General features: G+C 47.6%; 20 protein-coding genes and 1 pseudogene. 12 read left to right on the top strand and 9 right to left on the bottom strand.

Features of this window, described 5'->3' with window-relative positions:
- Window positions 1–11: 11 nt before the first annotated feature.
- Together JMI88_RS35195 and JMI88_RS35190 are read left to right on the top strand one after the other, a co-directional pair.
- Window positions 12–713: pseudogene (locus JMI88_RS35195) on the top strand (phospholipase D-like domain-containing protein); the annotation flags it as partial.
- A gap of 11 nt (window positions 714–724) precedes the next feature.
- Window positions 725–1,159 (top strand): hypothetical protein, encoded by a 435-nt coding sequence (locus JMI88_RS35190; protein ID WP_201366707.1) that lies wholly within the window; start codon window positions 725–727, stop codon window positions 1,157–1,159.
- 242 nt (window positions 1,160–1,401) lie between these two features.
- Here the strand turns inward: JMI88_RS35190 and JMI88_RS35185 are convergent, their stop codons facing one another.
- From JMI88_RS35185 to JMI88_RS35175, 3 genes are all read right to left on the bottom strand, one after another.
- Window positions 1,402–2,370 (bottom strand): hypothetical protein, encoded by a 969-nt coding sequence (locus tag JMI88_RS35185; RefSeq protein WP_201366706.1) that lies wholly within the window; start codon window positions 2,368–2,370, stop codon window positions 1,402–1,404.
- A gap of 750 nt (window positions 2,371–3,120) precedes the next feature.
- A complete protein-coding gene (locus tag JMI88_RS35180; RefSeq protein ID WP_201366705.1) occupies window positions 3,121–4,452 on the bottom strand; it encodes a PIN domain-containing protein in 1,332 nt (443 codons plus the stop codon).
- Between the two features lie 336 nt (window positions 4,453–4,788).
- Complete coding sequence (locus tag JMI88_RS35175; RefSeq protein WP_201366704.1) at window positions 4,789–6,120, bottom strand: DNA recombination protein RmuC; 1,332 nt, start codon at window positions 6,118–6,120, stop codon at window positions 4,789–4,791.
- Between the two features lie 692 nt (window positions 6,121–6,812).
- Between JMI88_RS35175 and JMI88_RS35170 the strand changes: the two genes are divergently transcribed.
- The 3 genes from JMI88_RS35170 (at window position 6,813) to JMI88_RS35160 (ending at window position 9,566) form a co-directional block, all read left to right on the top strand.
- Entirely contained in the window at window positions 6,813–7,397 is a 585-nt protein-coding gene (locus tag JMI88_RS35170; protein WP_201366703.1) for an RDD family protein, read from the top strand.
- A gap of 596 nt (window positions 7,398–7,993) precedes the next feature.
- A complete protein-coding gene (locus JMI88_RS35165) occupies window positions 7,994–8,869 on the top strand; it encodes a hypothetical protein (protein ID WP_201366702.1) in 876 nt (291 codons plus the stop codon).
- 181 nt (window positions 8,870–9,050) lie between these two features.
- Window positions 9,051–9,566 carry a hypothetical protein gene (locus tag JMI88_RS35160; RefSeq protein WP_201366701.1) on the top strand — a complete coding sequence of 172 codons (516 nt, stop codon included), beginning with the start codon at window positions 9,051–9,053 and terminating at the stop codon, window positions 9,564–9,566.
- Window positions 9,567–9,659: 93 nt separating this feature from the next.
- On the opposite strand, the gene JMI88_RS35155 is transcribed toward JMI88_RS35160, so the two are convergent.
- The 4 genes from JMI88_RS35155 to JMI88_RS35140 all read right to left on the bottom strand — a co-directional run bounded on the left by JMI88_RS35155 (window position 9,660) and on the right by JMI88_RS35140 (window position 12,918).
- Window positions 9,660–10,679, bottom strand: a complete 1,020-nt coding sequence (locus JMI88_RS35155; protein ID WP_201366700.1) for a hypothetical protein — start codon at window positions 10,677–10,679, stop codon at window positions 9,660–9,662.
- Between the two features lie 383 nt (window positions 10,680–11,062).
- Window positions 11,063–11,308: a hypothetical protein gene (locus tag JMI88_RS40320; RefSeq protein WP_201366699.1), complete on the bottom strand. Its 246-nt coding sequence runs from the start codon at window positions 11,306–11,308 to the stop codon at window positions 11,063–11,065.
- Window positions 11,287–11,673, bottom strand: coding sequence for a protein kinase domain-containing protein (locus JMI88_RS40315; protein WP_268906053.1), 387 nt, complete (start codon window positions 11,671–11,673; stop codon window positions 11,287–11,289). The genes JMI88_RS40320 and JMI88_RS40315 overlap by 22 nt, the downstream gene beginning before the upstream one ends.
- Window positions 11,674–12,216: 543 nt before the next feature.
- On the bottom strand, window positions 12,217–12,918 hold the full coding sequence (locus JMI88_RS35140) for a hypothetical protein (RefSeq protein WP_201366697.1): 702 nt from the start codon (window positions 12,916–12,918) through the stop codon (window positions 12,217–12,219).
- A 605-nt stretch (window positions 12,919–13,523) separates the two neighbouring features.
- Between JMI88_RS35140 and JMI88_RS35135 the strand changes: the two genes are divergently transcribed.
- The 3 genes from JMI88_RS35135 (at window position 13,524) to JMI88_RS35125 (ending at window position 15,508) form a co-directional block, all read left to right on the top strand.
- Window positions 13,524–13,922 (top strand): AlbA family DNA-binding domain-containing protein, encoded by a 399-nt coding sequence (locus JMI88_RS35135; RefSeq protein WP_201366696.1) that lies wholly within the window; start codon window positions 13,524–13,526, stop codon window positions 13,920–13,922.
- Window positions 13,835–14,875, top strand: a complete 1,041-nt coding sequence (locus tag JMI88_RS35130) for an ATP-binding protein (RefSeq protein WP_201366695.1) — start codon at window positions 13,835–13,837, stop codon at window positions 14,873–14,875. The genes JMI88_RS35135 and JMI88_RS35130 overlap by 88 nt, the downstream gene beginning before the upstream one ends.
- A 69-nt stretch (window positions 14,876–14,944) precedes the next feature.
- Window positions 14,945–15,508, top strand: a complete 564-nt coding sequence (locus JMI88_RS35125; RefSeq protein WP_201366694.1) for a GNAT family N-acetyltransferase — start codon at window positions 14,945–14,947, stop codon at window positions 15,506–15,508.
- Window positions 15,509–15,856: 348 nt separating this feature from the next.
- On the opposite strand, the gene JMI88_RS35120 is transcribed toward JMI88_RS35125, so the two are convergent.
- Complete coding sequence (locus JMI88_RS35120) at window positions 15,857–16,015, bottom strand: hypothetical protein (protein WP_201366693.1); 159 nt, start codon at window positions 16,013–16,015, stop codon at window positions 15,857–15,859.
- Between the two features lie 181 nt (window positions 16,016–16,196).
- Here JMI88_RS35120 and JMI88_RS35115 point away from each other — a divergent pair, with 181 nt between their 5' ends.
- Genes JMI88_RS35115 through JMI88_RS35105 form a run of 3 tightly spaced genes read left to right on the top strand, consistent with a single transcriptional unit; the run spans window position 16,197 to window position 18,079 of the window.
- Window positions 16,197–16,883: an HI_0787 family protein gene (locus JMI88_RS35115; protein WP_201366692.1), complete on the top strand. Its 687-nt coding sequence runs from the start codon at window positions 16,197–16,199 to the stop codon at window positions 16,881–16,883.
- A gap of 35 nt (window positions 16,884–16,918) precedes the next feature.
- The gene (locus JMI88_RS35110) at window positions 16,919–17,509 is read left to right on the top strand and encodes a DUF4291 domain-containing protein (protein WP_201366691.1); all 591 of its coding nucleotides are present in this window, start codon (window positions 16,919–16,921) and stop codon (window positions 17,507–17,509) included.
- Between the two features lie 54 nt (window positions 17,510–17,563).
- Window positions 17,564–18,079: a hypothetical protein gene (locus JMI88_RS35105; protein ID WP_201366690.1), complete on the top strand. Its 516-nt coding sequence runs from the start codon at window positions 17,564–17,566 to the stop codon at window positions 18,077–18,079.
- A 60-nt stretch (window positions 18,080–18,139) separates the two neighbouring features.
- Here the strand turns inward: JMI88_RS35105 and JMI88_RS35100 are convergent, their stop codons facing one another.
- Window positions 18,140–18,883, bottom strand: coding sequence for a hypothetical protein (locus tag JMI88_RS35100; protein ID WP_201366689.1), 744 nt, complete (start codon window positions 18,881–18,883; stop codon window positions 18,140–18,142).
- Window positions 18,884–19,098: 215 nt separating this feature from the next.
- On the opposite strand from JMI88_RS35100, the gene JMI88_RS35095 reads away from it, so the two are divergent.
- On the top strand, window positions 19,099–20,166 hold the full coding sequence (locus tag JMI88_RS35095) for a WD40 repeat domain-containing protein (RefSeq protein ID WP_201366688.1): 1,068 nt from the start codon (window positions 19,099–19,101) through the stop codon (window positions 20,164–20,166).
- Window positions 20,167–20,282: the final 116 nt, after the last annotated feature.

The following is a 20,282-nucleotide window of genomic DNA, read 5'->3' as shown; positions in this document are numbered from 1 at the left end:
AAGCGCAAAAAAGCATCTTAATTGCCAGTCCATTTGTATCACTAAGCAGGGTAAGCTCATTATTGCCAATGCTTCAGGAACGCAAGCAACACGCTGTTGCTATAGATATTGTGACCAGGCCAGCTGAGGGCAGTGAAGCATGGCATATTGAGGCTCTAAAGTCATTACAAGATGCTGATTTCTGGTTGCGCTACTCAAAAGATATGCACCAGAAAGCTGTGATTATAGATGAAGAGAAAGTCTACCATGGTAGTTTAAACATTCTTTCACATCGCAACACGAGTGAGAGTATGTTACGGATCAAAAAAGCTGTTGTGTTAAGCAAGGATCTTCACGAGTCTCTCTTTTCCGTGTCGCAAACGCAACCCCCAGCAATCAGCGAACAGGAGCTAAAGCTCTTAAAAGATCTGCGCTTATCGATCCGAATGTTACCACCTGCTCAGAATCAATGTGTTTGCGGTAAAAAGCTAGTCCCACGCCTCAGAAGAGATGGTACTGGAGCATTTTACGGCTGCTCAGGATATCCAGACTGTAAGCTAGGTAGCGAAAATATTACATATGCTCATTTATCGCAAATTATAGATTCAAATGGCAAGTGTTGTAGCACCTGTGGCAAAGAACGCCAGCTACAGATACAATCTCGCCCGCAACAGATATTGTTACTTTGTGAGAGAGGATGCAAAGATGTACAAAAGATTATATTTGTGCCATAAGCAGATAACTGTTGCCAGTGGTACTGGTGCAGGTATCCAGGAAGACTGCGCCCCATTCTTCGATATATGTTGCCGCCTGGTCTAACACGAGAGGTAGACTGTCCAGTGTCGCGCAGATGTTGTGGGTTGCCCGGGCCTCTTCTGGTGCGAGATGGGCTCTGTGCTCTACCGGAAACGCGTTCCGTTCGGCGGAGGAGGAAGGCGCTTTCCTCTTCTTGCAAGAATGGTGCTACGTCGATGTTGATAGCGACGGCCCGATTGAGCGGTCCGAGCGTAGTGACGATTACATGCAGCGGGAGCAGATTCTGGAATATGGAGGGGTTGTCCGCCGCGCCCAAGATGAGGGGCTAGCCCTCTTGTGCTCCGAGCTAGCGAGAGAAGAAGACAGTACCTCCTGTGGTGGAGGTCTTCCTGTACGGGGAGGCCGAGCGCGTTCGCTAGGGTGATGGTGTCTCCCAGCAGGGTCTCGGGTGCGGAGGCGTACGTCCACAGCAGGAAGCGGTACTGCTCATGTAAGCGGTGGGCGTACTCCAGGGCGATTTGCGTTTTGCTGATGCCTCCAAGTCCATGCACGGCGACAATGGGCGAGTTAGGGCCGTCCAGGCGGCAAAGCGAGCTGTGATCTGCCCGCTACGATTGCTCTAGCTTTCTTCGGGAAGTTGATGTTTTTCAGTTTCTTTACACTTGTTTACATCTGGCTGAGCATTGCTCCAAAGTCAGGATCAGTGAACATGTCAAGAAGGTCGTGAAGGATGGCGAGACATTCATGAATCCAGTCTTCATACCCATAATAGCTTATCATGAGTAGGAGCGGAAGGAGGATAGCTCCACATTTCAGAAATAATGCTTGTCGCATATCGTTCGTGAGTGACGCATTCCGTTTGGGAAAGAAGGTGGCCAGTTGATACAGGCACTGGCAGAACTCCAAATAGCAGTCTCGTGCTTGTATCCACTGTTCGATCGTTGCATTTATGAGTGCATCCCGATAACGAGGAAGAGTAAAAATCTCTCTGAGTGATAGAATCCATGAAAGCGAGCCTTCAGGATCAGCCTTGGCTTGCGCTATTGTGTTTATCTTTCTGAGGATTGCTAGCACATTCTCAAGTGTTGTTTCTTCTGGTTCGTAGGTAGGAACAGCAAGTATATCCCAAATGAATTCCTGTAATTCTCTCCATTGATCAAATCCCACATTGCGAATTAAGTTGTCAGGTCGCGGTGAGAATTTCCATTTGGGTTCTATAAATTGGACGAGGATTGAGCTGATGTGCCACAGAGCATCCTCCGGGTCTTGCTCTCCGGCAGTCAAATTGTAGAGAAATGTGTCAATAGTTTGTATCCAGTGCTGTCGAATTGGTTCAAATGGAACCATGTATCCACGCATCCAGAGGTAGAGAAGGCGGTTCTGATAGTTTCTACAGCCACGTTCTACAAGATCATATAGATCGACAATTTGCTGCTTAACATGTTCGTCCCACACATAAACAGGCTTGTTTGAACCTGGACGTGATGTACGCCTTAATGGGGGGAGCAGGCCAATTTTTTCTGTGCTAAAGTGCGTAAGGAGGCGTTTATTGAAGTTGGGACGCCCTGAAACAATCAGGGCGTCGAGAACCTCATCTTTTGTGATGCCGGTGTCTTGCTGATCTTTATTTTTCATCACGTTTTAACTTCCGTTGGTTGTAGCGATCAATCAGGCTAAGCGTGCTTGCAATGGCTTCTGGGACAGCAAGCACGAGGGCAATAATGGAAACGATCCACAACACCTGAATAGTCCTCACTTCTAGTGAATGCATGACTCCAGCACTGCTGGGAGAGGTATCAAACCTCGCTGTAAGAGAGTGTAGCAGAGAGGGTGAGAAGAGGTTGGGCATCTAAATTGTAAGCTGTAATGATGTTTATCAGGATACTTGGATCTGTCCCGCTTTTCGCTTTTCTCTCAGAAAACTTTTCTAGCGAATTTCTTCAAGCGACCTAAGAAGCGACATCATTGATGAACGGCGCTGTTTCTGTTTCTTGCATAATTTTTCCAAATTGCGTTTGGCATTTTATTTTTAGCAAACGACGCCGTATGATTGTTTCTTCTCGCATAACTTTTCGTTCCAGGTAAGCACTAGACTATAAATGCGATGATTAAATGGTGGCAAAATCGTGCAAGTATCTGAGGCAAGGGAAGGAACTTTTTGGCTGCACCAATGTAACTCTGTTGGTTTGTAAAGAGATTTCAGCAGCTAAGGAGGAAATCGCATTTACGCCATTAAAAAGCTTTTCCATAAAGGCGACGTATCAACGCGCAAACACGCACCAGTAGCACCCGATAATAATATGGCTTAATAATATAGTCATCTTTATAATAGCTTCAGTAAAGGGCACAGCTTTGAACGATCTGCCTCCGGACTCGCGAACTAGCTTATGCTGAAATCCACCTGATATGGAGTTTATCCTCAATTCTATGGGGAAGTTCCTTCGTATATATTTGATAGTCTATGGAGGAGCTATTTGGCCACACATAGGCAATGATTGATGGCAGCTCCCATGTTGTTTCATGAAGCAATTCCTCGGCTCGGTAGGTCACAATATGAGTATCACCAGTATCATTACAGAATGGCCCTTTCCGTTTTTGTTGTGCTCTTATCTGAGCGTATGTGGCTTGAGCTGCATAATCTGGTTTGCTTACAAGGGCTCCAGAAGGAATATATACGCTAGACCAAGGAGATCGTGGTTTGTCAATCCATGGGGGTTCTGGTTCTTTGGGAAACTCCAACTCTTCCTTCTCATCTTGAGCACGAATGACAACAGAACCAGCAGGAAATTGAAGAACAATTTCAACACTTGTTGCTGTCGCATTCCCTTCATTATGGAGCACGAGATCAAGACGGCAACGATGCCCATGTTTTTGTAGGTAATGTCTTCTACAGGCTGCCTCAAATCGTTCGAGATACTTTTCGTATTTCTCTCGAAACTCCCGCTGGTTCTCTTCGGATGTTTGATGGATGGCCTCTCTAAGGAGATGATCCAATTTCTGTTTTCGGTCAATCACTTGCATCGGGACAAACTGCGAGTCAAATGCTTGAGCTAGCACCTTATCATTCTGTACCTTTGATCGTGGAGCAGTGATATATGACACAATCTTTTCTGTCTTCGTCTCAAAGAAGCCAAATGTTAATTTGGGAAGGCGGTTCTTAAGTTCTTGGAGTTCACGCTCCAGCTTACGCCGTTCTATTGCTTCGGTGGAAAAATCTGTCAATAAGTCGATCTTTCCTTCTGGATTTACGACAGGAATCTTTAGTTGAAGGGCTTTCCGACGAAGCGGAAAATCTCTTGTGATTAGGCAGATGGTTGCTTCAGGGTTGGTATTGTGGAAATCAATAATACTGGCTAAAAGACGATGATCATCTTTTTGAGAACTGAGCCCAAATGACTTCCAGTTGATGTCCGGCTCATCGAGTAATTCTTGAAGCACCACATTTTGACGTATTGGGACACGAACTCCCGCTGTGTCTATTGGTAATAGATTGTCAAGTTTTGAGAGAATCTCTTTTGCACGCTTTTGCCGACCTGGATTTTTGGGATCGTCTTTATGATGATCGAGTTCCTCCATCACAGTTGGTGTTAGCATGAGACAGATCTGCGGAACTTCCAGCACTTTTGGCCAATCAACGGTGTCAAACCTCTGGAAATGTAGAAACGTGTTAGTATCCAGAAAGCAATGAGTAGGGGTGGGGCTATCTTGCTCTTCCATCAAATGCCACATCCTCGTAGGTTATCTAGAATGCTTACAATAAATAAACAAGCCGTTCATTTGGGGAAGTTTACTCTTTTTCTGAAGATGAGTCAAGAATGGCCAGGAAGCTGTTTCAAGGTGTTGAAGTAAAATTTAGCGTAACAGGTGTACAGCACCAATGTGATTTTGGGCCTAATTGTTGTTGATAATCGAATTACCTTTTCTTTCTCTGACTCATATCATGAAAGGCCATCGTGGCATTTGGCAGACAAAGAGGCTGAGGTAGTACGGTTGACGGTGCTGCTAGAGAGTCAGAGCAAGCGGAGGAACTAAAACCGCCTGCTCGCCCATTTTCTAGCCCCCTGTGTCGTTACGACCCATTTCTCTGTTCCTAGGAAAAAGTGTATGTAGCTTCTTGAGTGGCTGGGTGAGCCTCTCCTGCCAGGGAGTGCCTACGTTATCTGATTCGATCACGGAAGCGGTCTCTTGTGCTGGCTCCTGTTTTTGTGGGATTTCCTGGTCCCTGGTGTTTATCGTATGCCAGTCTGGTGGCAAAGATGGGAGCGGCGTGAGTTCCATATCTTTCTCTTTCAAAAGCAACGTGCTATCAAGTGTCCCAAGCGTACGCAAGAGGGGGAGGATATGGGTGTCATAGCGTTTCGCCACACGATTAAATTCGAGCGTCGTATTCTCGATGGCCTTTTTGAGTGGTTGCCACTGGCGAAGCCACGTTTCGAGTTCTTTATGAAGTGCCTGACTCTGTTCCACGATCTGTTGCACATGCTGAGCACGCTCTTCCTGGCTCCAACCATAAGAGACAGCTTTGAGTAACGCGATGAGCGTGGCTGGAGAAGCAAGCAAAACGTTTTTTTCCGTCGCCAATGCAAGTAAATCGATATCCTGTTCAATCGCTGCACGAAACATCGCCTCGGTGGGAATAAAGAGAATGACAAGCGCAATTGTTGGCTGCAGCTGCTTCCAATACTCTTTCTTCGCAAGCGCATTCATAGTATCTCTGACTTCCCGCGCATATTCTTTGAGCTTTTGTGCCCGTATCCTTTCATCATCGCAGTCCATTGCCTTGAGATAAACCTGACTGTTTGCTTTGGAATCAACAGCGATGGTCCGGTTATTCGGAAGATAAATGAGCATATCTGGTGTTTGCTTATTGGGAAGCGATTTCTGGATATCAAAGTCACAATGACGCTGCATCCCGGCTATTTCAACTACCCGCTCAAGTTGTAATTCACCCCAGAGGCCTTGCTGATGGGTGGTGCGTAGTGCACGGCTGAGATGCGTCGTCTCTTTTTTCCATTCATCCATAAATGTTTGAGTGCTCTGCTGCTGCGTTTTCAGTTCTCGCATGAGATGTTGGGCATCGTGCTGCAAACTTGTCAGATCACGTATCAAGTGCTGCGTTTCTTGTCGGGTATCGTTCACAGTCGTCTGGGTTGAGCTTTGAGCAAGTTGTAACTGGCGGATCTGTTCCTGCGTCGCCGTATAGCGTTGATCATCACGATCTTGATTTCTGGTGGCGGAAGCATCGAGTTGCAGTAGGGTCAATTGAAGGCGCTTGAGCCGATTCAAAAAGACGAGGCAGATGATAAAACTGATGATGATGAAAAGGAGTAAGGCTCCCGCCTGGCCAAGTGCAAGAATGTTAGGGGTCAGTATCAAGGTTGGCATTCCATTCCTCCATGTCTCATATTCCACTCTACTAGTTCTTGTACAAGAAATGCCCTTAGATAATCTAATATAACACATGTTATATGAATATATCAATCTATGGAATAACACCTTTTTATCATTATTCATGCTGTAGCATGGTCCCTCTGCCAATGGTTCCGCATATAACCGTGACCATGAGCGTTTTGTGCGGGCGGACTTGCTGCTTGTGAATAGTGATGCCCAGCAATCGTGATAGCTTGGTGGCCACGGGGGTGTGGCAAGTTTTTTTGCGTGAGGCAGAGCCCACTGAAAAGCGAGCCATCAGCAAGATGACAGAAAGAGAAGGGTGAACATGCTTGGTACGCAAAGAATAGCGAGTTCCTAACAGGGATGAAAGCGTGGCAGCAAGCGTATCTATCGCCACCTTTGCCTGTCTCGTCTTATGAGAATGATTCTTCAAGCTCACGCTTTCTTGCTACGACGCAGGGGGAGTATAGGCGTAGCGTGATCTGGTCAATCTCCTTTGCAATTGTGTTCCTACACTGGGAAGGTATTTGTTATGAGGAAGCCAGCAACAGGCATCTTGAGGCCAATGCATGTGGTACACTATACCATCGCTCGTAGATGAGTAGACCCAGAGGAAAGTTGGCAACATGCCTGTAAGTAAAGATACTGCTAAGATTGAAGCGAAAAAACAGGAGACTCTCTCCATGATGTTTGCAAGTATGTGGCGGCGCTGTAGTGCGTTTTTGCTTGATTATCTCATTATTTCGGCCTATCTCATTCTTCTGGTTATTATAGGCCTTGGGCTGAGGTCAGGACCTTTTAAGACCATATTTCAGATCATGTTCGCTGACCCAAATGTGAGCGAGGTCAGTGCGTTTCTCCTGTTGGTGTTACCTGTCCTTCTCTATTTTGCGTTATCCGAACATTCTTCCTGGCAGGCAACCTGGGGGAAACGCAAGATGGGATTGCGCGTTACCGATGCCTCTGGTATCCGGTTGAGCTTACCTCGCTCGCTTGCACGCTCGTTGCTCAAACTGGTCCCCTGGGAATTGACGCATGCCTGTCTCTGGCGTATTCCAGGTTGGCCTACTACTCCTACTACCCCTTCTCCCATTGTCACCACTGGGCTAGTGCTCGTCTGGGTATTGGTGGGTGCCTACCTCATAAGCATGCTTGTGGGAAAAAAGCGCCAAACGCTCTACGATTGGATCGCCGGCACCTATGTTGTTGTTGTGCCACGTCCTGACCATCTAAGAGCCCCAGAAAGGAGGCAGGTTGAGATACGGTGAAGAAAGTTCGAGAGCCATACTATCATGAGCTGAGCAAGAGAGCCTCTGCCTTGAGGCGATCTTTTCTACACATGTAACAAACGATTAAGAAGAGAAAGATGAACGCGCCGGATCTTCTGGGTTCAGGATGCTGACCTAAAAAACTTCGGAATGGCACAACTCAAAGATATTCGACGAATAGGATGAGTCGTCAAAGCAAAAGGAACGGCGCGGGAAGTCCCGTCCCATGAATGGAGACGGGACTTCCCGCGCCGGATGTTAAAATTCCTTTAGAGATATCTATGTAGTAGTTGTGATCCATTGGCTAGCTAGCTCATTGACTTTTAGGTGTCTTAATGTTAGGCCATGACTTTGCATGTTTCCCTTTCAAAATGCACATTGAGGTTATTCAACACAACTGTTGTGATTCAGCAATGGTTACTATCCAGCATCTTTGAGTTGGGAAGAGATATTCATAGGTTGTGTCATGTATGTGAACGATGCGTTCCTTGACCTGTTTTATGCAGTCGGTAAGATGATTTTATACGAAATATGGTGACCGGCATTGTTTTGTTGTAAGGAATATACGTGAAAATATCCCATGGGTACTGGCCGTTATGAAGACACAATCTCCAGATACAAGCATTGAAGCTGAACGCGTGCTCGTTGAAATCATACGCCGCGCTTCTGTCAGCAAGCGTTTTCAACTTGTCCAGTCGATGACCCGGAGTACGTTTCTTGCCAATATGTACGCCTGGCGAGAAAGCCATTCCGAGGCCAACGAAGGAGATGTGGCCACGCATTTCGTCGCCATGTCCTATGGACCCCGATTGGCTGAACGGTTTCAAGCAACGCTGGTCAACTATCGAGATTGGCATCTCCAGCCAGTTCACCTTCTCGTTGTGGTGGATGAAATCATACAAAAGCTGCGCGAATTGAATATTTCCTGGTATCTTGGCGGCTCTGTTGCCAGCTCATTGTATGGCATGCAGCAACTTGCTCAGGACATTGATCTTGTCGTTGACCTTCTCCCACAAAAAACAGCCTCATTCGAAGCCTCTATCGCCTCCCTCAAGCCCCATTTTGCCTTCGAAGAACAAGCGGTGCATCAAGCATTACTTCAGCACACTGCCATTGCTTTGCTCCATATGGATACAGCGATGAAAGTTGATCTTATCATAGGGAAGCATGAAATGTCCTTCCTCTCTCGGGATAACGAGCTGTGCACGATGGAGCTTGATGAGAATCATCAAGAAGTGCCCGTTGCTTCAGTCTATGAGATGATCCTCTTTAAGCTCTATCGCTATCATCTAAACGAGCTCTCTCGTCAAGACGGTATGACCGATGATATGCAATGGAACGATATCCTGGGCATGCTCAAGGTCCAGGGTCCAGCGCTCGATTTGTCACTACTTGAACAGGAAGTCAAACACCTGTCTCTGGAACATATCTGGGATTTAGTACTTATAGACGCTGGATTGAGAAAAGGCTAAAGATTACGTAAAATCTGTATTGACGGAGAAGAACGAGCATTTGCTAACGTGGCATCGTTCTTTTTTTGTTTGCAATTGAGCTACCCAGAGACAAAAATAGAGGATATTTCATGTCAATATATCATGAGATTATCGAGGCTCTTAACCCGCTGGTGAACGCTTTTGAGCAACTTGGTATATTGTGTACTACATTGGCGGTTCAGTATCAAGCTCATTTCATGGTATTGCCAGGCGAACCCAGGATATCGATGTTATTGCAGATGTTCAAATGCATCACGTTCGCCTTCTCGTCAATATGCTGCAAAATGATTATTATGTGGATGAGCAAGGACTCAAAGATGCGGTAAGGCGCGGTTTGCCTTATAATGTGATTTTTCTCAATACAATGATGAAAATAGATCTCATGCCATTGAAGAGACGTCCGTTTACAAGGGAAGAAGAGCGACGTGCCCAAACGCAGATTTTAGAATCAGGTACACGTGCTCTCAGAATTGCAACTGCCGAAGATGCTGTACTTACCAAGCTCGAATGGTTTCAAATGGGTGGCCGCTCATCTTCGCGGCAATGGAACGACATTTTAGGTATGTTGAAGCAGCAAGGAACTTATCTGGATCTTCCTTATCTTACTCATTGGGCTGACTCACTGGGCATCAAGGATCTCCTCGAAAAGGCTCTCCACGACGCTGGCTTACAGTGATTGAATGACTGGGACAACAAAAAACTCGCGACTGCTTGCGGCGCCGGCATATAGTCGACACCGCAAGCAGTCGCTAGCATAGGGGAGATGAACTTAGAGGCGAATCTCGATCATGCTCCAGCCACGGTCTGCTGCGTATTGAAAGCGGGCCAACATCTTTGCTTCCATACGGTGTAGCCACTCGTAGTAGGTATCGACATTGCTTTGAAACTCCTCGTGAGCATGTTCATTCCAGTAGGCGCACATGGCGCGATATATGTCCAGCCTCTGCAATTCACCATAAGTCCGTTTTTGATACAGCTGTTCTAAATCCGGTGGCAGGGGCCATTTCTTATTGTCTCGGTCACGCACACATCCAGATACAATGCCTTCCAGGTCGGGGCGTTCCCTGGTGGGCAGATTGGTGATCAGGTGAACGGTTTCCTCATGATCAATGAAACCGAGGACGTCGGAATTATGAAGAATGGTGCGTGGAAAAGCCTCGGCATGTAATGCTGTGGTGAGATAGTCCTGATACGTTCGAGGTGCGAGTAGCTGATCGGCCAGTGGTTGCGGAGCTGGTTGATTGAATGTATCCCAGAGCTCTTTTACCTGTGAATTCCTGGCCATATATTCTTCCCACAGATGGACGCCTTCCTCTATCAATTCACGGCTATCGAGCATAGTTTCCTCGGGAAGCTGACAACAAAACGTATAGAAGAGGCATTGCAAAAGAAACTCTTGTGACCTGGCTTGTTCATTACTCTCAAGAAATGCAGGGAGATGGCGTGAGAAGAGCTCCCAGATATCTAATTCACTCCTCTCCTCTGCATCCTGAATGAGCGTATCGCGCAAAGGGGATTGCAGATCACGATGGCCTAAAATTTGGGGCCAGACACTCCGATCCTGCCGAAAAAGATCGTAGCCAAAAGCGCATCGTGGCCCAGCAAAGAACATATCGGGTAGCGGATTAGGGATATTAAACACGAACCAGATAGAGAAATGGTTGGCCGAAGCCATAATCTCGCGTAGCGGCTGCAAAATCCCGCTCCGGGCATCGCGCCAGGCTGGAAGAATGTATTGACTGTAGCGTGTCAGATCGCAAGGAATATAGTCTAAATGAAGTAACGACATTGGGTGCGCTCCTCAAATAATTTCTGTCTTATTCTTTGTCGACTCTGAAAAGCCGGTAAACTCTGCAGTGGATAGATATAGGTCTGGTTCGTATGTACAGTGTGTGTCTGAGAACGAAATCTTAGGAAAAGTGAGGAGCAAACCCAACAAGCATAAGTCAAGAGAGTGAAATCTGGATCAGAGACGTACCCGGGTAGGTACGTTCTCGTAATCATGTGCCAGGCATCGGGAAAGATTCCAATCAAAGGTTGTTCAACGATCTCATTGTTTTGGTTGAACCTGAATCCCTGTGTGATACGTTCCTTCTAGTATTGCCTCATTATTGATGAGAACCCACGTATCCTGCAAGAAACTGGCTCTCCACAGTTACTAACCTCTTAATTTTATATAGTATTATTGAATTTCTCAAGAGCATGAGCCAGGGCGTTCCCATCGTGGTAGCGCCTCTTTGGCTCCTTTTCCAGGCAACGCAGAATGATATTCTCTAGATCGCGAGGAATATTCGGATTGAACTGGCTGGGAGGAGGCGCATCTTGCATATGCTGTTTCGTGACCTCTGCTAGTGTATCCCCATTGAACAGGGCACGGCCGGTCAGCATCTCATACATTACGACACCCAGCCCATACACATCGGCTGCTGGACTGACGATTTCATCCCGGGTGCACTGTACATATACATACTCAGAGCCATGTCGGTAGGAGTCATATCCTCTGCACGTCTATCTCGAGATAGATCACTGGCCAGACTAAAATCGACGACCTTAATACTGCCATCACGACCGAGCATGATATCTTGTGATTTGACCCCTCGATGCACGATATTGTGCCGGTGGGCCGCGCCCAGACCAAGTGCGACATCATGGGCGATAACGACCACCCGATCCACGGCGAGCACACGTCGGGCGCGCAGGTAGTGACGCAGGTTTGTCCCATCGATCAGTCCCATGACCAGGAAATAACCGCTCTCTCTGGACATAGTCGAAGATCTGCACAATATTTGAATGCCGCAACGACAAGGCGATCTTTGCTTCTCGCTAGAAATAGGCCACAATGAGGGGGTCTGTCGTGTAGACTTTCCGTAGTACTTTCATGGTGACAACACGATCCATGAGGAGATCGCGTCCGCGATAAATTGTTGCCATGCCACCACGCCCAATCGGGTCAAGGATCTGGTATCGCCATAGTTAACCGCCATATCCCTCACAACTAACCGCTATGTTTTATCAAATGCGACAGCGATGGTGCCAACGTAAATAGAAGATAGAGTTTTATCTTACACTATTGCTTTTCGCTTGTACCTGTTATCTATGTGAGAATTCTACCATAACTCCGAAATGAAACAGGATTCCATTGTAAGTCCGAAAAAAGTCAGGGTGAGGATTAATGTATGCTTTCCGTCATAACTGGCCTATCAGTGTGATTTTAACGAAAAAGGACGACGTACCATATAATCGTTAAGATCACACTGATAGGCCAACTGTAGAAAATTCTTAACGTAAGTTGAACATGCAGGGGATATGAACCTCCTCCATGTCGTCTACCAGGTCTGTATGGGGTCAAATGGCTTTGTCTGTTCTGCGGGCAACAGCAGATGCTCCGTACACACAGCACGATATCGATCATGCGGACGCAACCCTTCGGGCAGAAGATCAGGTAAGGTCTCCATGTCAAATGCTCTGTTGTCACGGACATCATAGATTTGACTATTGCGGGCGACACGTCCGCATTTTGGATCGCGTTCACCATTCACTGGATATGCACACTTGGCCGTACAAACGACCACTTTTGCGCCATATCTACGGGCATCTACCAGCAGGCCAAATTGATTGCCGCTTGCTCCTTGATCAAGTCCTGCCGCATACACTCGCTCAATACCAGCCAAAGCCCACCATCCCATGATTTCACGATAGAGACCTGATATGGGCCGCCGCTGATGATCAAAGCCAAACATGAACCACTCTTCCAGAAAAAGAGTCTTGATGCCGCGCAGCACAAGCGCCTCAACCGGAATATCACCAAGCGATTCGACCGTTGTACAATTTGGAGTGAGAGCCGCGTTGGCACTCACGACATAGCCACGAGGAGCTATAATCACGTCTCGAACATCTACTCCCGGCCTATATGCCTCATAAGGAATACCGAGGTGAGTAAGTTCGCCCATCTTGCCATAGAGTCGCGTCGTTTTACCAGCACCCATAGGCCCAGTATAAACGGTTACTTCCGGCAATACCCTCATCATTGATAAGAACCTGACTACTCAAAATTCAGAGCTTTCGCATCTGTTATCTGCAAAATGGCGAAGTCTTTACAGTATAAGCATAAGAAAATGCAGCTCTACCAATGTTGCGATCCGTCAGGCTGCCTCTTTCTCCATGATAAACGTCGCTACTGATCAAAACCCGCACGCGTAGTATATCACCTCAAAGATGAAATGCCTACCTGTGCTGACTATTTCGGTTATCCTTTCAAAAACATGTCCATCTTTGCTCACGTCAAGCAAAATAGTATAATCTGGATAATCCAGAAACAGCAGTATGAGCGCATTAAACGAGCACCTACTATTTTCGAACTTACACTGGAATCGCTCACTTTTTTCGGAGCTAGTATGGAATATTTCGGAGTTTTCAAGGGCTTTCTGGGTACTGCGTGCTCATTTCATTTCGGAGTTATGGTGGAATGCTTACTATGGCTCGCAGGTGGCTTTCCACAATCATTCAGGACGCTAATTATAGGAACACAGATAATTCCTTTCGGACATTTCTTCGGACACTCCATATGAGAAACTCCCATGAGTATGCTAGAATTGGTCTACACGAGTCTGCAATAGATCAGAATGGAGGCATTATGGGTAAATTGAGTGATACAGAAATCAGGAGGATTGTGAAGGGTGGCGAGACGAATAAGATTGAGCTCAAATTAGCGGCTCCTCGTGCTGTTGATCTGGCGGAAAGACTGTGTGGAATGGCCAATGCCAAAGGAGGGATTGCGATTATTGGGGTGGAAGATGCGACCCACAAGGTGGTAGGAGTCCCCGACGAGCGGATTAGGGAAACCATGGATGTTATTTTATGCGCGGCTCGTCAGGTGATCAAGCCAGAGCTAGTACTTGATCCGCCCGAGCCGGAAGTCTATGACTTAGCGGGGAAAAACTGCTTATGGCCACTATCGCCCCAACCTCCGGGCCTGTTTATCAGGCAGGAGGTATTTTTTGGTTACGCCAGGGAACGCAAACCAGAGCGTTAAATATGGTCGAGTTATTAGAAATGATTTATGACCGGGGTCTGCGTGATTGGGAACTGGAACCTGCCTTTAATGCAACCATGGAAGACCTTGATCCCGAACGAGTACAGGCATTCCTCGCCAGGCGAGCGAATTCAGGTCGAAATCCAGGTCGTTTCAAGGATACTGAGCGTGTCTTGATCGGAATGCGGTGCGCTGTAAAGGTCGGTGAAACTGTTGTTCCGACGAATGCGGGTATGCTCTTTTTCGGCCGGAACCCACAAGATCATATCCCTCAGAGTGAGGTGACGTGCGTCCTATTTCGGGAGACCGTTGGGGCCAGCCGCTATGCTGATCGCAAGGTTGCCACAGGAACGCTCCAGGAAATCATAGATACCACAGAAGCATTTCTCAATCGCTATATTGCGGCCGGGGCACGTATTGAAGGGTGGAAGCGGATTGATATTCCGGAGTATTCCATCGAAGTGCTTCGAGAGGCTGTCATTAACGCCGTTGTTCACCGCGATTACAGCCGGCGCGGCGAGATGGTTCGTGTCTTTTATTATCCCGATCGCGTTGAGGTCCATAGCCCCGGTCTCCTGCTACCAGGGATAACAGTTGAGCAAATGCAGCGAGGCGAGGTGCAGTCGAAGCTGCGGAACCCCGTCATTGCGGACCTATTGAGGAGTATCCCTGGCTACATGGAGCAAATCGGTAGCGGGGTCAGATTTATGATCGATGAGACGAAGCGATTAGGACTTCCTACACCTCACTTTTGCGAGATGAATGAAGTGATTGTAACTTTCCAAAAGGCACCCGCTTTGCGCGCTCCTGAGCCGCGATTGCCATACCAAGGAGAAACACTCTGGGGCGAACAGCAGGAAGTTTCCCAGGAAATAGTGGTGCAAGATCGCCGCGCTGAACTGGTAAATAGCGCGAAGGTTCGACGATTTTTGATGCGAATAATTATCAAATGAATCAAAAAGGATAGTATATAATATTCACATGTTTGTATCGAAAATACACTTGAGGAGAGCATAATCATCATGGGCTTAAACACCCACCTGCAAACCTTTCCAACCTTAGAAACAGAACGCCTGATCTTACGGCAACTCGCAGCAACGGATGCGCAGGATTCCTTTCTCTTTCTGTCCGATGAAGAGAATATGCGCTACTACGATCCAGCGCCGATGACACAGCTCGAACAAGCAGAAAAGAGTATTGAACGTCATCGAAGGCGTTTTGCTCAACATGAAGCACTACGCTGGGGCATCATATTGAAGGGAGAGAACAGGGTCATCGGCAACTGTGGATATTCATGGGATGTCGATAATCGACTTGCAGTTCTGAGCTATATTCTCTCAAAACACTACTGGAATAAAGGGATCATGACAGAGGCCCTGAGCGCGATTATTCAGTTCGGCTTCGAACACATCCACTTGCATCGCATTGAAGCTCAGGTTGCGTATCCCAATCTCGCTTCCGCACGCCTGCTCGAAAAGCTCGGCTTTCAGGAAGAGGGACGCCTCCGCGATCGTCAATATGCCAACAACCAGTTCGTTGACGAAAGAATATTTGCGCTCATCAATACCAACAACGTGGACGGATAAATTTTCCCTTGATAGCCTGGACAATTAACCAAAATTACTCACCATACTCTGGTAGTAATTATCATTTTCCCTCTTAGGGGTGACAAGACAGCTGTCTGAAGGTTCGACAATTGGCATGCGTATTCAATCCTTCGGCCCTTCTTCTGTTAGAAAAGGCGGGAATTTCCCGATCATCAAGCCCATGAATTTACAAATGACGAGTGCTGTGATCCGCTGCTGGAGTCATGTATTCAGGCGACCAATGCTTGATTCCCAACATTCGCGCCGAATTCCCACATTTCGGCTTAAAAATCGTCGAACATTCAGCCAAATTACCATGAACAGGTCGAGAAGCGGCTGATTCAAGCGTTAAGCTACGTTCAGGAGCATGGATTTATCACGAATGGGATCTATCGGCAACTGATCGGTGTTACTACAGAACGGCACACAGGAATTTGGAACGATTGGTTGAACGGGGAAGGTTAAAAGGTAGCGGTCAAAGAGCTGCGCAGCGATATGTCCTGGCATAGAGAGATGGGAATTCCCTTGAGGGAGAAAAGCGTTGCCCACTTGGGCAATTGCCAAGGAGGAGATAGTAGCGCGCAACGGGTTGGGAGCAAGCGCAGATTGTAACTGCCGCCGCAAGAAATGAGTAGTATAAGCATAGCATTATAGATGTCATTTATATGTTTTTGAAGGGATTCACATCATGGAAACTGCTCTTGCTGTACCCCTATTGAGATCTCAGATTGATGTGGCAAATAGACTGCATCAGCAATTACGGCAATGGAAGGATACAGATCAAGCACTTGAAGCGTTGCACATTCGCTTTCCTGGATTCGACATGGACTCCACCCTGTTAAAGGTTGTTGCTATAAATCAACTATATGGGACGCAGATCTATATGGTGGTCCCTATGGCCAGACACGTTACTGAGGTCATGCGTGCGGCAGATGGGCTAGAGGATACTGAACTCGTAGAGCAGATCGCCGCGTTTTCAGGCCGCAAACATCTCAGTTTTGCCTCCAAGTTTGCTCACTTTTTCATACATATGGAACGTTTCCCTATCTATGATTCCTTTGCGAGAAAAATGGTTGCCCACCATCTGGGAGCATATGGGCGAGCTATTGGAACAACTTCACCGTATAAGGCTTTTGTTGAAAACATAGAGAGATTAAAGCAACGTGCCGCCTTATCGTGTTCAAACAAAGAACTCGACCGTTATCTGTGGCTGGCTGGCCTCTATCTTCTGTGGAAGAGATATATGGATGAGAAGGATGTAAATAAGAAGAAAAAACTGAGAATGAATGCAGAGGTTGAAGCACTCTTCAATGATTTGTCATCGCTGAATTCAGCAGAGCTAGCTCAATTGTATCCCCAGCATCCAGAGGAATGATATACAATCAGGGATTCTTCGTGTAAGATGTGGACATGAATACCAATGAAATTCGCGCTGAGTATGACAGCAGGTCGATCACGGTCTATCAGGCCTATGCGAAGGCGATCGCCTTGCCTGCGATACAACACAATCGCTTTGTGCCCCCGTTTTCGGTGCATCGTATGACCTGGATCAAACCATCTTTTTTATGGCTCATGGAACGCAGCAACTGGGGACTCAAATCTGGCCAGGAAATGATCCTGGCCATTCGCATGACACGACAAGGTTGGGAGGAGGCGCTCTCTCAGGCTGTGTTGACCGCGTACAATCCATCCATCTACCGCAATTATGACGAGTGGGCGACGCAATTTGAGCAGGCACGTGTCCACGTGCAATGGGATCCCGAACGAACGCTCCGGGGCAAAAGCCTTCCTTTCAACAGCATTCAAGTGGGCCTGAGCCGCCATATTATTGAGCAGTACGTCAATGAATGGACTATGGAGATTCGAGACGCAACCCCATTGGTGAGAAAGATCTATGCACTTTTGCAAGAGGGTAAGGAAGCGCAAGCGAAGACCTTGCTGCCTGGCGAACGTGTTTATCTGGTATCCCCAACCGTTGCCCGGCGCATTGGTATGAGGTAACACGTATTGTGATGTTGATATGATCAAGGGTATGGAAAGGTTGTTGCATGGTAGATGTATACCTGCCGCTTTGTGCAAACTATTGAAGATGCAGCCTTGAGGCTAGATGCGATGCATCTCGGGGATGTCCCACGTGGGCTTGGAACCCCATCACACTATTGCCTGGTGGAGAAAAACGGAGATCCTGTGATGAGGATCGATGTGTATGGAGAAACGGGAGGATTCGCTGATGTACAGATTTGGCACAACTGGTTGGTCATCGGTTTTGCGGAGATGGTTCATTTTGTCTCTCTTGAGACACGACAGCACCATTCTCATCCCTTGAGCGGATACTTTGGGCATCTCTATCCGCTTCAAGAGACGCTTCTTGTCGCATCGGCCTCGGATCTGCTGTGCTTTGATGCGCAGGCCCAATTGCAATGGATCGCAGAACATCTGGGGATTGATGGAGTAGTAATCATTCGTGTCGCAGACAACATCATATATGGAGAAGGCGAGTGGGATCCACCGGGGGGATGGCGATCATTTAAGCTCGCGCTATGCAATGGACATATCGTTGCAGAACAATAAATCCTTTTTATGATGGAGGGCATGCAACGGTGTTGTGCTGTGAATGCTCTACATCTCCGCCTAAAAAGGAAGTAAATCCTGTGTCAGATAGCGTTGTTGTTCTTGTGATACAAATGGATGCTGTTCTAATCCCGGGAAGCCGCCCCATTGCAGAATGCATAACCGTAAATAATTGACGAACGTAAGCTGGTGTGGTTCTCCAACAAAAAGCGTATCGATTGCCTGGCATGGAAGGAGCACATCATAGGTTCCCCCGCCACTGTAGCCATATTTGAAAAAACAATCACCGGAGAGAAGCAAGCGAGAGTCTTCCTTCCAGCTTTCACCGGACATCGTGACTTGTATGAGCGCAATATCCAGAGAAAAGACACAAAGCGGATCTAACAAATATCCATCTTTGGGGTCCATTGAGGAAAATGCGCCGACCAGGTGAATGGATCCGACTTCTTGATAAAAGAAGCGCAGCGAGAGGGGCAGCGATCCAGCGAGGTGATCCAACAACGCGATTTGCTCTTGCACATTCTGTGCCGGGAGTTGGAATAGAGGCATTTCCTTTTCGTATGCCTCCTGTTCTTGTTGCGTAGTAAACGTCCTACTTAACCCTTTATGATGCACATATCCAATATCGGGAAGGCGCTGAAGAATCGTCTCGATATTGACGCGTACCCGCTGCATCATTGGGCGCATGACGGCCGATGCATCTTCATTGAGAGATGGTTCGTGAACGCGATCGTGCATGGCGAGCAAGGCATCATAGACCTCTTGATGATGACCCTGTTGGTAACGTTCATAAAAGTGTAGCATAGGTTTCCTTGATCCAGTAAAAAAGAAGGTAACGAAAAAGAATAAGATCTTTACAATACACGTATCATATATTGTATCTCAAGCATTGACGATCTGATGCATGCTTATCGTGCAGATGGATCAATCACTATGTGTCTGATGTGGTGCTGCTTTGGCGGGGATATGGCCAGTATTCTTGAGGTTACGTGATCTTCTACCAGAAAAGAGAATACCCTATGCTTTTGTATCTTCATCCCACGCGGCGCGAGGCTATCACGGCCGGCGGAACGATGCTCACGCGCTGGTCGCTTACCACCAATCCTGCAGCCATGCTGGCTCAGGTTTCTACAGCTCCGGCAATTTTCTTTGCACATCGCTATGATCAAGGTGGCCGTCTACACACCTATGGCGGGATTACGTGTACTCCAGATGGAGAATTGTTTGCGCTGCAACAGCCCTGGCCGTCAGATTCTTATCCTCAGAACCCCGGTGTGATCGAATGGCGTCGTTGGGACGATCTTTTGCCAGCCCGAACTGCCACCATTCCAAATACGGCATGCCCGATTATGAGCATGGATTGCTCTCTCGATAGCAGTTGGCTGGTCATAGACAATGATGATTATATTTCTCTCCTCGACTGGCACACGGGCGAGGTGATTAGTCGCCACTTCGCTGGCGGCTATGCGACCAGTGGGCTTGCGTTTGATCCCACGTCTACATTTGTCGCCGGATTATCTTTTTCTGATGGTGGAGGGTGTTTGAAACTCTGGCGACTCGATCCTGTGGAACGATTTGTCGCACGACCGGCCCGCGAGGAGTGGCCTTCTCGCACGCTTGTACCGCAGGATGTGGTGAGCGGAAACGTGGCGTTGACCCTGGTGCATGAGGATCTGGACCGAACGCAGATCGCCTGGACATATCGGGATCTCGCGGATACGGAGTGCCTCACGGTATTTAGCCCAGATAGCCGCACGGTGGTATTCAGCCTCAGGCATTCCTACAGTCAGTGCGGTATGGAACTGGTGGCCTATGATGTACCATCTGGCAGGCGCCGATGGTGTACACGCAGCGAAGAGGAGCACTGGGGAAGAGGTGCCTTCGCTCCTGATGGTCGTAGCCTGATAGTTCCTATGCAGAGCAACGAACTCTTCGTCTATCGCGTTGAGGACGGTGCCTTGCTCCAGCGCTTGCCCTTAGCACTCGATGAACCTGTTCAGGCGTTGGCCTTCGATCACGACGGCCGGACGCTCTGGTTGGCCACAGAAGAGGCGTTGGTCCAGTATCCAGGTTATATATGTGAATAAGTTTCCCGTCAATAATTTACTCCCATTTTTGAGGATCTTACGCACTATTGGATTTTTATTCACAGGCTGAACAGCACAAGGAGGAGAAACTGTGGCGAACAAAGAGCATGTCTCTC

The organism is Dictyobacter formicarum (genome assembly GCF_016587435.1).
The sequence above is the reverse complement of the archived record's forward strand: the minus strand, read 5'-3'. Positions and strand labels throughout refer to the sequence as shown.